Consider the following 12790-nt stretch of genomic DNA (forward strand, 5'->3'; position numbering starts at 1 on the left):
CCGCCAAGCCCCGGCTAAGCTGCAAATATGACCCCCGCCGACCTCAGCCTGCACCAATACACCCTGCGCATGAACCGGGTGCTGGAGCATATCGACCATCACCTGGACCAGCCCCTGGAGCTGGCGGACCTGGCGCAAATCGCGCATTTCACCCCACGGCATTTTCATCGCCTGTTCAACGCCTGGGTCGGGGCCCCCCTGGGCGATTACCTGCGCCGCAGGCGCCTGGCCCACGCCGCCTATCAACTGGCCAGTGAACCTCAGGCAAGCATCCTTGAGGTCGCGTTGACGGCTGGCTTCAGTTCGGGCGAGGCGTTTTCCCGGGCCTTCAAGCAACATTACTCAGTCACCCCAAGCAGCTGGCGCAGCAGCGAACCCAAACGCTGGCACCGTCGCCTCAGCGACGTGCGTGAGCGCCGCCTGCGCGAGTTACCCAACCCCGATCAGACCCATATCCCGGGATTCGACGACCCTGACGCCTTCATTCACCTCAAGGAGCCGCTGATGAACGTCACCCTCAAACACCTGCCACCGGTGCGCGTGGCCTGCCTGCGCTACACCGGCCCCTATGGCACCGGCATCGGCCTGTTCTGGCGCGAGACCGCAGCGCGCTGGATGATCGACAACCAGCTGTTCAACCGCGTGCGCTATGGCATCGGCCACGACGACCCGAGCATCACCCCGGCCCACCAATGCCGCTACGACGCCTGCATCGAAGTCCCCGCCGACTTCATCAGCGCCGCACCCGCTACCCTCAGCCTCCTGCCCGGCGGCCTCTACGCCGTCGCGCCCTACACAGGCAAAGGCCCGGACATCGCCGATGCCTGGCTCGAACTCTGCCGCGACTGGCTCCCGCGCAGCGGCCTGCAACTCGACGCCCGGCCGGCCTTCGAACGCTACCCGGTCGATGCCCACTACGACGCGCAAACCGGTGAGTTGGAATGTGAGATCTGCATTCCGGTGAAGGCGCTTTAACCAAAGGGCTCCCCGTGGCGAGGGAGCGTGCTCCCGCTCGACCGCACAGCGGTGGCAAAACCTGAGCCCCGATTATCCCGGGTAGAACCTCATAGCAGTCATCAAGCTAGCGTCACACAAGGTATTGAGCACACCCCCAAAAGCTTCGAATCAGCACAGCTCTACCAGCAAATATCCCCCCCTCAGACCAGAGGCAAAAAACGCCGTTTCCTCTGCATGAGAAAACAGCGCTTTCTTTAACTGACCAGCATGAATTGGTACTCGCCCTACTCTACTTTCCCTCCAACAGGCCTGATTGACCTAGAGACTGTCGCTGGTAGAAAACCCACCCCCATCACGAGGACGGGAACTACTGAATGAACTGTTTGAGTTGGAAGATCCGGAACTGCGACTACTACTGGCTCGACTCGGAGCCTGCGCCACCGATAGCGCGCCCTTCATGAAACCAACCATCAGCGAGTTGACGTTGCCACTGCTGGAAACGCTCTGGCTGGCTCGACCCGCCTCGCTGGCCAACAGACTTCGTTCAAGCTGTTTGGCTCGTTCATATTCGCCCTGAGCCTCTTCGCACTTACCCTGCAGAAACGGTACCTGCTTCTGCAACGCTTCAAGTTCGGCGCGCAGATCACGTACTTCCACCACCTGCTTATCATCCTCGGAACCGGGGGTTTGCGCCGCCAGGCGTGCAAGCTTCTGGTCACTCATCTCGGCCAGTTGCTCGGCCAACAGTACTGAAGCCTGCGCCAGATACTCGTCCCGCTTCGCGCTGTAGGCATCCAGACTGGCATGCACTTCATTGGCTTGGCCTTTAGCCACCTCCACCGCCTGCAGCGCAGTCTGCAAGCGCTGCTGAAGCTCGGCAAATTCACCGCCTGTGGACGCCGCTTGATACAGCTGCGTCAGCTTGGCCTGTTGGGCAGCCTCTTCTTTCTCCAAGCGGCTGGCAGCACTTTGATTGGCTTCCTGAAGCGCCAGCAGCGTCTGCTCGGTGCGCCAGTTTTCAGTAAAGTTGCACAGTTTGGCGACCCAGCGGTCAGCCTGCCGCCAAGGGGTCCAGCGTGGGTAGCCCGCGGTCCCGAACTTGCGCGACTTCAAGTACAGATATAACCGGTCGACCTGGAAGCTCTGAAGCTTGCTCCGGCATTCATCACGCAGCTCCTCATAGGACTCAGACGCTGCAACCCGAGCCATCTCCGCCTCACGCAATGCGAGTACCTGACGCTGATAGCCTGGGTCATCCGCCAACTGCCGATCGATGCCCGCGACCTGAGCCTGAAGCCCACCCGAAACCTCCATAGCCGCTCGCAGATGGTGTTCCACACTGGCCTCAGCTGCGGTCAGGCGCTCGCGCAACTGTGCCTCGCCCTCATTGCGCTGCTTCAGCAAACGCTTGACTTCAACCGACTGCTGGCCAACGTTCTTGAGTTGATAACCGGCGATCTGCGCCAACGCATCAGTGATTTCCTGTTCCAGTCGCAACTCGCGCTCATGGGCCTTGGACAGCTCTCGCTGCAGCTTGCGCAGTTCATATTCATAGCGTCGGGAGTTTTCACTGAGGGTCGCCATCATGCTGTTCGCGCTCATCACCACTCCAAAATGTAAGCAGGTTTGGCGGTTGTACGCCCTTTGACGAACTTGAAGCTCAAGGAATTGGCATCCTTGCTGCCCAGACGCCGATTATCCACATGACCATCGGCCAACTTGTCATTCTTGACCTCCTGATAGGTGGCCTGATTAACCCGAACACCGAATATTCTGGCGTAACGCTTCTCCCCGGTCTCGATACTGGTAATCGGCACCGGTACCACATTGCCGGCAGCGTCGGTCGCCTCGGTCAACAGGTACCAACTCTTGCCCCCGGTCGGGTCGTAGTTACGCTCGACCATTGATTTTTCGCCCACACGGCTCACCACATCCAGCTTCAAAGGGGTCTTGGCAAACGCCAGTAACTGCTCTATCTCCTTGAGCCCACTGGTGGTGCCGGAGACATCCAGGGCCTTGATCGCTTGGTCTACCTTATTCAACAACGGCTGGAATTGCGCCGCATCCCCCTGGCTCAACCCCATCTGCTGCACACTTGCCCGGGCCGCCTCAAGGGAGGCGAGGTAATTGGGGTTCAAACTTTGCCGATCGGTCAGTCTTACCGCCCGGTCCACCTTGGCAATAGCCGCCGTCACACCCTTGGTGTCAGCATCATCCAACGCCCATTGGGCCTCCTTGGCTGCCGCTGCAACCTCGGGGACAGCCTTGCTGGCAATAAGAAACTCGCGACTGGCAGTCAAACGCTTGAGTTTTTGCGCCGCGACCAACAGGTTCTTGATCTTGTCCAGTTGAGCCTGCACGTCCTTTAGCGATGTGACGCTTGCTTTCAAGTTGTCCCTGGCATTGGAGACCATGACCCCATCGCTGAAACTGCGCTGTTCTTGAGGCAGGGCAAACTGCGGCAACTTGATCGACGCCTGCTCACGGGCTTTCGCCAACCCGTTCTTGGCCGTATACATTAAACGCGTCGCCGCCGCGACCTGCCCCGCCTGAACTTCGGGCTCCAGCTTGCCCAACTGTTCTTGCACCAAGAACACCTGCTGCGTGCGGGTGTGCGCCTCATTCTGCAGGCTGACCAAATCAGCCTGGGTATAGCGGCCTTGTTCCTTGAGGTCGATAAACACGTGGGTCCAGGCATACAGCGAATACAAAACAATGGGCGTCCATATCAGTACCCATTTCTGCCAAAAGCGGCGACGCAGGTAAGTATCCGCTACACGCTGCTCCCACCAACGCAGCTTCGGTGCTTCATAAACAAGACGTGTAGCAAAGTAGTTACGCACCCCCTGCTCCACTAGCCCATCCTCGACGTCAATACCCTTGGCTTTGTAGAACTCACGAATCCGCTCAGCCACCGCCTTGCGATGCAGGGGCAGATTCAGGTGTTTCTGGATCTCCGTCTGGCTGTGGCGCAGCTCATCAATCAGCGCCATGGCGCCCATCTGTTCGGTAAGAGAAACCTCGCTCACCTCACATCCCCTTCTGCAGGAGCGCGGTGAAGCGGCGCTTGCTGTCCTCAGTGACCGACTCGATTTCCGCAGCGGCCGACGCCGACTCCTTACGCAGCTCCTGAATCAGGCTCAGGCTACTGGCCTGGAACTCCAGCACCGCATCCGCCAGCGCCTTGACCGAACTGGCCTTGAGGCTCGAACCGTAACCGGCCTTGAGCGCCGCATTAAGCTGGTCGCCTCCAACACGGGCCTGCACTTCAAGACTGGTATTGATACCGTCGGTCATGGCATTCAGAGTCTGGGTGGTTTCTGCCAGGCCGCCGGAGGAAGTGAAACCCGCCGCCAACCCTGTCAGGACAATCTCGTTGGTGGCGAAGAAACTGACTGCCCGCTGATACAGCCGCTCCTTGACCGCGTGATACTGATTGAGTCGCGCGAATACCAACTCCGCCGCACCATAGGCGGCCTTCAGTTGATCGGCGATGTCGGTAATGATCTGGAAGCGTTTGTCTTCATCCTGCAAATCACGCAGCGCCACATCCCGCTCCAACTCCAGCTTGGCCTGATCCGGCGCGGCCGCCCCCACCACCTCAAGTGCAGCGCTGGCGTCCGCCAAGGCCTGGCGTCGGGCATCCATTTGCGTCTGAGCGATTTTCTGGACTTCACAGGCATCCACCTCGGCCGACTTCATCGCCAAGCGATAGTCCTGATAGGCCTCGAGGATCAGCGTTTCCAGCTGGATCTGCTCATTCGCCGACTTGGCCACGGCGAGGTAATTCTCGCGGATGCTCTCAAAACGATCCGGGATCGAGCCGCGACGCATGTTCAACCACGCCAACTGAATGCGCTCGGAGAACTGCAACTTGCCGTCGGCCATCCACTCCATCATCTGCTGCGCATCGTTGCGAATCGAATCGAAACTGGTGGCGATATCCGCATAGCGGGTGCTGATGTCCATGCCCTGCAACTTGTCGCGCACCGCAGCGTTAAACGCGGTGGACTGCTGCAAGGTGGCGGCGATATTGGTCACGCGGTCAACGTCATACACCGCCACCTTGTCCAACAGCGCCAGCACTGGCATCTCCTGCTGGGGGAAAGTGATGCCGATGGAGCGCAAGGCCGACATGGAGCGTTCGAGGTAATTAATGAGCATGGGCGTATTCCCGTTGTGGAGCCATTGAGCAACGGCTCCATCATCCTTTGATAGGTGAATAGGCGAAGGGGTTGGGCCCCGGAACAGATTCCGACGCGGGGGTCGGAGGCCGTAAAGTGCATGGTATTTACATCAAGCCAGGAAAACATCGACAGGACGTTTTTCGAGGCGTTCTTCGAGGTGCTTTCAAGCTCTGCGTCCGCCTGAAATGCGTTCCTTTTAGCGCATAGAGTGTTGCTCAAGAGCAACTGGCAAACGTGCGCGAGAATAACACCACCTTCTGCTGGCTGAGAATTCACCTACGCCGAATACAGGCAGTGATTTGAAAGCAACCCGAGGTCGTCAGCGGTTAAGTTGGCTGAGCGGGGTCCTCGATAAAATAGGAAAGGCCTTACAACAACATCAGAAACCCCAACCCGGCCAGCCCTTTAAAGGCAATCAACGGATTGGCTATAGTCGGCAAGCCGTCGATAACGACGGCTGGGTTTGGCGACCTAACACCAGAACTGATGCAAAAGCCGCTGCTTGCAGGTACTTTTGCACCCGCACAATCGCTCTATGGCGGCTGTGCGTGGGAGACCTTCGGGTCTGCCGGCTTATCTGGTGCCGGCTCGCCAACCTGCGTACAGCTGCCACCCGTTGTTTGGCGACGATGGGAACAGCATAAAAGCCCACTACCAGAGATTTACTCATGAACCGATACATGCCCATTACCGGACACGACAGCACTCTGCCTTCCCTGCTGATCGACACCCATGCGCCCATCGACGTGCTGCACGACGCAGCCGCCTACCGCATTCGTGCCGCCACCCAACTGCTGGAAAATTTCGCCGGCCCCGAGAAACCAGACCACGCGCCGGTCGTGCTTCAGGAACTGACCCTGGCCTGTACCATCCTGCTGCGCGACGGCTGTGATTTACTGGACGTGACGACGCGACGCCTGCAAGAACAACTCACGCTCTAAAACAAAACGGGCGACCTGAGAGTCGCCCGCTTAATGCCATCAAGGAAAATATGCCCGTAACACCATCGAACATACCTCACCGCCAAATCAGAGCGGTCTACGACGCCCACACCATTCGCGTCTACCAAGCCTATTGCGACACCATCGCCGACTCCGCCCTGGCCCACGGCACATTCATCTCCCCACCGTTCAAAATGGAACGCATGACCTGGGTAAAACCGTCCTTCCTGTGGATGATGTACCGCGCCGGCTGGGGGTTTAAAGACGCCGGGCAAAAACGCATCCTCGCCATCGACATCAGCCGGGAAGGCTTCGAATGGGCACTGGCCAATGGTTGTTTAAGCCATGCCGATGAGTCCGTCAGCCAAGAACAATGGCTCACACTGAAAAACAACTCACCGGTGCGTATTCAATGGGACCCGGAGCGGGATCTGCACTTGCAGCCACAGAAACACCGCGCGATTCAAATTGGATTGAGTAAAGACGCGGTGCAGTTGTATGTGCATCAGTGGATACAACGTATTACTGACGTCACACCCTTAGCCCATTCGATCTGCAAACTGGTTCAGGAGGGGGATTTGGTTAAGGCAAGGGAGTTGATGCCGGTGGAGCGAGAGTATCTACCGTCGACAGAGAAGCCACTGTTGTAGACGAGCTCACCCGGCATTTCTTAATCCATACGTTGTCTTTTATGCCGGCACAAACCCAAACCCCATATCCCCCTCGAAGCTGAAACACATGAACCACCCATGATCCGCGGCCAGCAGGTAGTGGTGCTGGGGAATGGAAAACAGACACTCCGGCACCTCTAGCAAGGCCGAGACATCGCCCACTACTGCGAGGCTGGTGGCGCTGTCACCGACGTACACGGCGTCTCCGGCGAGGCGAAATTGCTGGGCCATCCGGGCAAAGAAGTCGCTGAAGGCCTGGGTCTGCTGCTGGCGATCCAGCGCCACCTCGGTCACCGCGAACGGCAGGCTCGGCCAGTGTGGGCGCAGGTTGCGGATCTCGAACCAACCCTTCATCAGGTCAAAGTAAGCATCGACTTGCGGTTCGATCCGCAGTTGGCCGCTGGCGAGCGGCTGGCGCAGGTCCTGCAGCAGTTCCTGGTCAAAGTAGTTACTCATCTGCGGTGTGCTCCGGGTCGGATTCTGCCTTGTCGCGCAGAGCCTGGGCCAGGCGTTCCATGGCCTCGGCGTCGCGCTCGGTACGGATGTGCTGCTTCAGGGTCGGCAATAACAGGTACGCCAACAGGCTGCGGTCGCGTGGGGATTGGGGAAGGCGCTGGGCGACCCAGTCGGCCAGCACTCGGGTGGGCATGATCGAACAAAACGCCTGATAAGGCCGGGCGCTGGCGAAGGACAACGTCAGGTAGTGCTCGGCCAGCAAACGTTGCTCGCTGCGCTGCCAGGAACGATGGGGGATCAGTTGCAGGGCGACTGCGCTTGCAGGGCTGGCAGCGGGGTATTCGCGCAGCAGCCACTGCGCGGCCTCGGCGGAGCTCATGGCACGCAGGGTGGCGCACTGCTGGTTCAATTGGGCATCCATTGCTCATCTCATTGCTGATAACTGCTTTCCCGGCCGCACGGGGCTTCGGGGCGCTCACGATAACAGCCGGCCAGCGGAAACAAAGTCATTTCCTGGCGCTGCGCAGCGCCTGAAACTCTGAACTTTTATCCGCCCCTCGGCCTCAACCGGGTAACTGCCTTATCGGACCCCGAGGCCACTGCCATGAAAACCCTGCGTAACCTTGTCATCGCCAGCACCCTGCTCTGCGCCCTGCCCGCCTGGGCCTGCACCCTCGAAGAGGCCACCGCCAAGCGCGAACAGCTGGCCCAGGAAGTGACGAAACTCACCCAGCAGAACCCGACCAAGGCCAAGGAGATCAATGATGAGTTGCAAAAGATGAACCTGGAAACTGCGAGCAAGGACCTGCCCGACAAGTGCCAGCTGATCGATCAGCGCCTCAAGGAACTCGACACCGCCGGCAAGAAAGCCGACAGCTGATACCCCGGATGCAAAAAGCCCGGAACAGGTCCGGGCTTTTTTCAGGGTCACGCCAGGCGCTTATTCAGCGGCTGGAGCTTCCGGCTTGCGGCGCTTGAGCGGCGCCATGCCGTCCTTGCTGACCAGCGACAGGGCGTCGGTTTTTGGCCGATTGGCGATCTTGCGCTTGGTTGGAGCCTTGGCCCCGGTCTTCTTCTTGTCGCCCTTGGCGTCGACCTTTTTCTTCTTCACGCCCACGGCCTTGCCCGAAGCCTTGACCTTTTTCGGTCCGCCGTAGGTGCCTTTGACTTCCTTGATGGTGCGGCGCTCGAAGCTCTGCTTGAGGTAGCGCTCGACGCTCGACATCAGGTTCCAGTCGCCGTGGCAGATCAGCGAGATGGCCAGGCCATCATTGCCGGCGCGGCCGGTACGACCGATACGGTGCACGTATTCGTCGCCGCTGCGTGGCATGTCGAAGTTGATCACCAGGTCCAGGCCGTCCACATCGAGGCCGCGTGCGGCTACGTCGGTGGCCACCAGGATCTTGACCCCGCCCTGCTTCAGGCGGTCGATGGCCAGCTTGCGGTCCTTCTGGTCTTTCTCGCCGTGCAGGACGAACGCTTTGTAGTCCTGCGCCACCAGGCGGCCGTAAATGCGGTCGGCCATGGCCCGGGTGTTGGTGAACACGATGGCCTTCTGGTAGGTCTCGTTGGCCAACAGCCAGTTGACGATCTGTTCTTTGTGCTGGTTGTGGTCAGCGGTAATGATTTGCTGACGGGTGGTAGCGTTCAGCTGGCTGACGGCGTTGAGCTGCAGGTGCTCCGGGTTGTTCAGGACCTTGGCGATCATTTCGCGCAGGCCCGAACCGCCGGTGGTGGCCGAGAACAGCATGGTCTGCTGGCGGTTGGTGCACTCGTCCACCAGGCGCTGCACGTCTTCGGCAAACCCCATGTCGAGCATGCGGTCGGCTTCGTCGAGTACCAGTACTTCGACTTCTTTCAAATCGAGGTTGCCGGCGTTGAGTTGCTCGATCATGCGGCCCGGGGTGCCGATCAGGATGTCCGGCACCTTGCGCAGCATGGCGGCCTGGACCTTGAAGTCTTCACCGCCGGTGATCAGGCCGGACTTGATGAAGGTGAACTGGGAGAAACGCTCGACTTCCTTCAGGGTCTGCTGGGCCAGTTCGCGGGTCGGCAGCAGGATCAGGGTCTTGATGCTGACGCGGACCTTGGCCGGGCCGATCAGGCGATTGAGGATCGGCAAGACAAAAGCAGCAGTCTTGCCGCTGCCGGTTTGAGCTGTCACCCGCAGGTCACGCCCTTGGAGCGCGAGCGGGATAGCCGCTGCTTGCACAGGCGTAGGCTCGACAAATTTAAGCTCGGCCACGGCTTTGAGCAGGCGTTCGTGCAGGGCGAATTGGGAAAACACGGGTGCTACCTCGAAGATATGCAAAAAAACAGCTGCATAGGTTACCGGTTTCGAGCGCCGAGGCCGAGTTTCTTTGCGCGAACGGCGCTAAACCGATGGTTTTTTGTCAGCGGGTTTGTCGGCAACCGTCACTTTTTACGGCTTAAATGCTCTAATCGACCGAACTTGTCTTACAGAAGAATCGTTTTAGCTTATGGATTTCAAACAGCTCTGGCTCAACACCCAAGACCTCTGGGGCGCCCTTGATCAGCACCCGTTCCTGCTTTCCGGCCTGGCCCTGGCCCTGCTGCTGGCGGTAGCCCTGGTTCTCGGACGAGTGGCGCGCTATGTGGTGCTGCACGTCACCAAACTGCTGGGGCGCCAACCGGCCCTGCACTGGATCAACGACCTGCGCCACAACAAGGTGTTTCACCGTTTGGCACAGATGACTCCGTCGCTGGTGGTGCAGTTCGGCCTGCACCTGGTGCCGGAACTGAGCAAGGCCAGCCTGGTGTTCCTGGGCAACGTGGCGATGGCCTTCACCATTCTGTTCCAGGTCCTGGCCCTGAGCGCCCTGCTCAATGCCCTGCTGGACATCTACGCCCGCACCGAACACGCCCGCACCCGCTCGATCAAGGGCTATGTGCAGTTGGCGAAGATGGTGCTGTATGTGTTTGGCGCGATCATCATTGTCGCCACCCTGATCGACCGATCGCCGCTGTTGCTGCTGTCTGGCCTGGGGGCGATGTCGGCGGTGATCCTGCTGGTCTACAAGGACACCCTGCTGTCGTTCGTGGCCAGCGTGCAGTTGACCAGCAACGACATGCTGCGGGTCGGCGACTGGATCGAAATGCCCCAGGTCGGCGCCGATGGCGACGTGGTGGACATCACCCTGCACACGGTCAAGGTGCAGAACTTCGACAAGACCATTGTCTCGATCCCGACCTGGCGCCTGATGTCCGAGTCGTTCAAGAACTGGCGCGGCATGCAGCAATCAGGTGGGCGGCGGATCAAGCGCAGCCTGTTTATCGACGCCAGCGGCGTGCGCTTCCTGCATGACGATGAAGAGCAGCGGCTGAGCAAGGTCCGCCTGCTGACCGACTACATCAGCCGCAAGCAGGCCGAGCTCAAAAGCTGGAATGAAGCCCAGGGCAACGTCGCCGCCATGTCGGCCAATCGTCGGCGCATGACCAACATCGGCACCTTTCGCGCCTACGCCCTGGCGTACCTGAAGAGCCACGCCGAGATCCAGCCGAACATGACCTGCATGGTCCGGCAGATGCAGACCACCGCCCAGGGCATCCCTTTGGAAATCTACTGCTTCACCCGCACCACGGCCTGGGCCGATTACGAGCGGATCCAGGGCGATATCTTCGATTACCTGCTGGCGGTGATGCCGGAATTCGGCCTGAGCCTGTACCAGCAACCCAGCGGCAACGACCTGCGCGCCGGCCTGCTGCCCGCGGTGCTCGGAGCCAGCGCAATTCCCGAAGCGGAAAAACGCGCAATCTGATGTGCCCCTTAGCCGCTGCCGCCAGGCTGCGCTGGCCCGGGAGACCGCCGTGGGGTGTCAGGTGGATTGATGGTGTCGAAGCCTTCGGCAGCGGCTACAGGTCCGTAGCCGGCCGCGGGAGCGCCGCTGGGTTTCAGGTGGATCGAGGCTGTGAGGTGTTGCCACGTCGGCTGATCCATACCGCCGCCAGGATCACCAAAGCCCCGAAAAACAACCGCCCCAGTTCTTCATGCTGGTTCCAGATCAACAGGTTGATCAGCAACCCCACCGGCACGTGCAGGTTGTTCATCACTGCCAGGGTCGCACCGTTCACCAGGCATGCGCCCTTGTTCCACCAGTACAGGCCCAGCGCCGTGGATACCAGACCGAGAAACAGCAGCACGGCCCATTGCAGCGGCGCTTCGGGCAGGAAGTTGGATTTGCCGAACAACAGAAACGCCGGCAACGCTACCGCCAGCGCCCCCAGGTAGAAATAGCCAAAACGCCGGTAATGCGGCAGATCCGTGGGGTGACGCGCCACCAGGTGCTTGTACAGCACCTGCCCGGCGGCATAGGTGAAGTTGGCCAGTTGCAGCAACAGGAAGCCGAAGAAGAAATCCGGGCTGATGCGGTCGTAGCGGATCACCGCCGCACCCGCCACCGCCACCAGTGCCGCCAGCAGGCCCCAGGGGTTGAAACGTCGGTTCAAGGCGTCTTCGATCAGGGTCACGTGCAGCGGCGTAAGGATGGTGAACAGCAACACCTCCGGCACCGTCAGCACACGAAAGCTCAGGTACAGACAGACGTAGGTCACGCCGAACTGCAAGGCACCGATCACCAGCATGCCGCGCATAAACTTGGGCTCGACCTGGCGCCAGCGAGTCAGGGGAATGAACACCAGCCCCGCCAGCACCACCCGCACCAGCACCGCGAAATAGCTGTCGACGTGACCGGCCAGGTACTCGCCAATCAAGCTGAAGGAAAACGCCTGGATCAGCGTGACAAAAAGTAGATAGCCCATGGTCGCCTCGTCTGGAATGGCGGCGACGATAGCGGTTTGCCGATTCGCAGGCAAAAAAAACCCGATCTCGCCATGCGTTCGATCGGGCAGGAGCACTCAGGAGCAACAAGTGCAAAGGGAGGTTCGATGCGCGAACCGCTTGAAGGGGGAGCGCAGGCGTTACTTAAGCACTGCGCGATTATCTGACGATTAACGGATCAGGCGACCTGGGCCAGCTTGGCGTTGGCCTGGTTCAGGCCCTTCTCCTGGAAGTCGCCGCCCAGGTTCATGCCCTCGGCATGGATGAACTCGACATCGTGGATGCCGATGAACCCCAGCACCTGGCGCAAGTAGGGTTCCTGATGGTCGGCCGGGCTGCCGGCATAGATCCCGCCGCGGGCGGTCAGCACGTAGGCACGCTTGCCGGTCAGCAGGCCCTGGGGGCCAGTGGCAGTGTATTTGAAGGTCACGCCGGCACGCAGCACATGGTCGAGCCAGGCCTTCAGGGTGCTGGGGATGGCGAAGTTGTACATCGGCGCTGCCAGTACCAGTACATCGGCAGCCAGCAGTTCGTCGGTCAATTGGTTGGAGCGCTCCAGGGAAGCGTGTTCGCCGGCGTTGCGCTGTTCCGCAGGCTTCATCCAGCCGCCCAGCAGGTCGGCGTCCAGGTGCGGCACCGGCTGGCGCGCCAGGTCACGCACGGTGACTTCGTCGCCTGGGTGGGCGGCTTGCCACTGGCTGATAAAGGTCTGGGTCAGTTGGCGAGACACGGAATCTTGCTGGCGGGCGCTGCTTTCGATGATCAGGACGCGGGACATGG

At 60.1% G+C, this 12790-nt stretch carries 13 protein-coding genes; 5 read left to right on the forward strand and 8 right to left on the reverse strand.

Features of this window, described 5'->3' with window-relative positions; translation table 11 throughout:
• Window positions 1-27 precede the first annotated feature (27 nt).
• Window positions 28-975 (forward strand): AraC family transcriptional regulator, encoded by a 948-nt coding sequence (locus AC19YX_RS09110; RefSeq protein WP_500606088.1) that lies wholly within the window; start codon window positions 28-30, stop codon window positions 973-975.
• Window positions 976-1275: 300 nt separating this feature from the next.
• On the opposite strand, the gene AC19YX_RS09115 is transcribed toward AC19YX_RS09110, so the two are convergent.
• From AC19YX_RS09115 to AC19YX_RS09125, 3 genes are read right to left on the reverse strand one after another with little or no spacing between them, the layout of a single operon-like run.
• The gene (locus tag AC19YX_RS09115) at window positions 1276-2559 is read right to left on the reverse strand and encodes a hypothetical protein (protein WP_500606089.1); all 1284 of its coding nucleotides are present in this window, start codon (window positions 2557-2559) and stop codon (window positions 1276-1278) included.
• On the reverse strand, window positions 2559-3986 hold the full coding sequence (locus AC19YX_RS09120) for a DUF6384 family protein (RefSeq protein ID WP_102047969.1): 1428 nt from the start codon (window positions 3984-3986) through the stop codon (window positions 2559-2561). The genes AC19YX_RS09115 and AC19YX_RS09120 overlap by 1 nt, the downstream gene beginning before the upstream one ends.
• A gap of 1 nt (window position 3987) precedes the next feature.
• Window positions 3988-5115, reverse strand: a complete 1128-nt coding sequence (locus AC19YX_RS09125) for a merozoite surface protein 3b (protein ID WP_078473935.1) — start codon at window positions 5113-5115, stop codon at window positions 3988-3990.
• A gap of 697 nt (window positions 5116-5812) precedes the next feature.
• Between AC19YX_RS09125 and AC19YX_RS09130 the strand changes: the two genes are divergently transcribed.
• Both AC19YX_RS09130 and AC19YX_RS09135 read left to right on the forward strand, forming a co-directional pair.
• Window positions 5813-6085: a hypothetical protein gene (locus AC19YX_RS09130; protein ID WP_421547776.1), complete on the forward strand. Its 273-nt coding sequence runs from the start codon at window positions 5813-5815 to the stop codon at window positions 6083-6085.
• Between the two features lie 50 nt (window positions 6086-6135).
• Complete coding sequence (locus tag AC19YX_RS09135) at window positions 6136-6735, forward strand: DUF4291 domain-containing protein (protein WP_500606090.1); 600 nt, start codon at window positions 6136-6138, stop codon at window positions 6733-6735.
• Window positions 6736-6774: 39 nt separating this feature from the next.
• Here AC19YX_RS09135 and AC19YX_RS09140 read toward each other — a convergent pair whose 3' ends face one another.
• Window positions 6775-7212 carry a hypothetical protein gene (locus AC19YX_RS09140; protein WP_500606091.1) on the reverse strand — a complete coding sequence of 146 codons (438 nt, stop codon included), beginning with the start codon at window positions 7210-7212 and terminating at the stop codon, window positions 6775-6777.
• On the reverse strand, window positions 7205-7633 hold the full coding sequence (locus AC19YX_RS09145) for a hypothetical protein (RefSeq protein WP_421547779.1): 429 nt from the start codon (window positions 7631-7633) through the stop codon (window positions 7205-7207). Before AC19YX_RS09145 ends, AC19YX_RS09140 begins: the two co-directional genes overlap by 8 nt.
• A gap of 183 nt (window positions 7634-7816) precedes the next feature.
• On the opposite strand from AC19YX_RS09145, the gene AC19YX_RS09150 reads away from it, so the two are divergent.
• The gene (locus AC19YX_RS09150) at window positions 7817-8092 is read left to right on the forward strand and encodes a hypothetical protein (RefSeq protein WP_078473894.1); all 276 of its coding nucleotides are present in this window, start codon (window positions 7817-7819) and stop codon (window positions 8090-8092) included.
• 60 nt (window positions 8093-8152) lie between these two features.
• Here the strand turns inward: AC19YX_RS09150 and AC19YX_RS09155 are convergent, their stop codons facing one another.
• Window positions 8153-9499: a DEAD/DEAH box helicase gene (locus tag AC19YX_RS09155; protein ID WP_500606092.1), complete on the reverse strand. Its 1347-nt coding sequence runs from the start codon at window positions 9497-9499 to the stop codon at window positions 8153-8155.
• 193 nt (window positions 9500-9692) lie between these two features.
• Here AC19YX_RS09155 and AC19YX_RS09160 point away from each other — a divergent pair, with 193 nt between their 5' ends.
• Complete coding sequence (locus tag AC19YX_RS09160; protein ID WP_078473892.1) at window positions 9693-10991, forward strand: mechanosensitive ion channel family protein; 1299 nt, start codon at window positions 9693-9695, stop codon at window positions 10989-10991.
• A 133-nt stretch (window positions 10992-11124) separates the two neighbouring features.
• On the opposite strand, the gene AC19YX_RS09165 is transcribed toward AC19YX_RS09160, so the two are convergent.
• On the reverse strand, window positions 11125-11991 hold the full coding sequence (locus AC19YX_RS09165; protein ID WP_078473891.1) for a carboxylate/amino acid/amine transporter: 867 nt from the start codon (window positions 11989-11991) through the stop codon (window positions 11125-11127).
• A gap of 197 nt (window positions 11992-12188) precedes the next feature.
• Entirely contained in the window at window positions 12189-12788 is a 600-nt protein-coding gene (locus AC19YX_RS09170; protein ID WP_078473890.1) for an FMN-dependent NADH-azoreductase, read from the reverse strand.
• Window positions 12789-12790 lie beyond the last annotated feature (2 nt).

This window comes from Pseudomonas sp. MF09150, assembly GCF_059862355.1.

What these genes read in the sequence shown, in the direction of transcription:
- AC19YX_RS09110 (WP_500606088.1), top strand. Translation starts at nt 28, where the DNA reads ATGACCCCCGCCGACCTCAGCCTGCACCAATACACCCTGCGCATGAAC.
- AC19YX_RS09115 (WP_500606089.1), bottom strand. Translation starts at nt 2,559, where the DNA reads ATGAGCGCGAACAGCATGATGGCGACCCTCAGTGAAAACTCCCGACGC.
- AC19YX_RS09130 (WP_421547776.1), top strand. Translation starts at nt 5,813, where the DNA reads ATGAACCGATACATGCCCATTACCGGACACGACAGCACTCTGCCTTCC.
- AC19YX_RS09135 (WP_500606090.1), top strand. Translation starts at nt 6,136, where the DNA reads ATGCCCGTAACACCATCGAACATACCTCACCGCCAAATCAGAGCGGTC.
- AC19YX_RS09140 (WP_500606091.1), bottom strand. Translation starts at nt 7,212, where the DNA reads ATGAGTAACTACTTTGACCAGGAACTGCTGCAGGACCTGCGCCAGCCG.
- AC19YX_RS09145 (WP_421547779.1), bottom strand. Translation starts at nt 7,633, where the DNA reads ATGGATGCCCAATTGAACCAGCAGTGCGCCACCCTGCGTGCCATGAGC.
- AC19YX_RS09150 (WP_078473894.1), top strand. Translation starts at nt 7,817, where the DNA reads ATGAAAACCCTGCGTAACCTTGTCATCGCCAGCACCCTGCTCTGCGCC.
- AC19YX_RS09160 (WP_078473892.1), top strand. Translation starts at nt 9,693, where the DNA reads ATGGATTTCAAACAGCTCTGGCTCAACACCCAAGACCTCTGGGGCGCC.
- AC19YX_RS09165 (WP_078473891.1), bottom strand. Translation starts at nt 11,991, where the DNA reads ATGGGCTATCTACTTTTTGTCACGCTGATCCAGGCGTTTTCCTTCAGC.
- AC19YX_RS09170 (WP_078473890.1), bottom strand. Translation starts at nt 12,788, where the DNA reads ATGTCCCGCGTCCTGATCATCGAAAGCAGCGCCCGCCAGCAAGATTCC.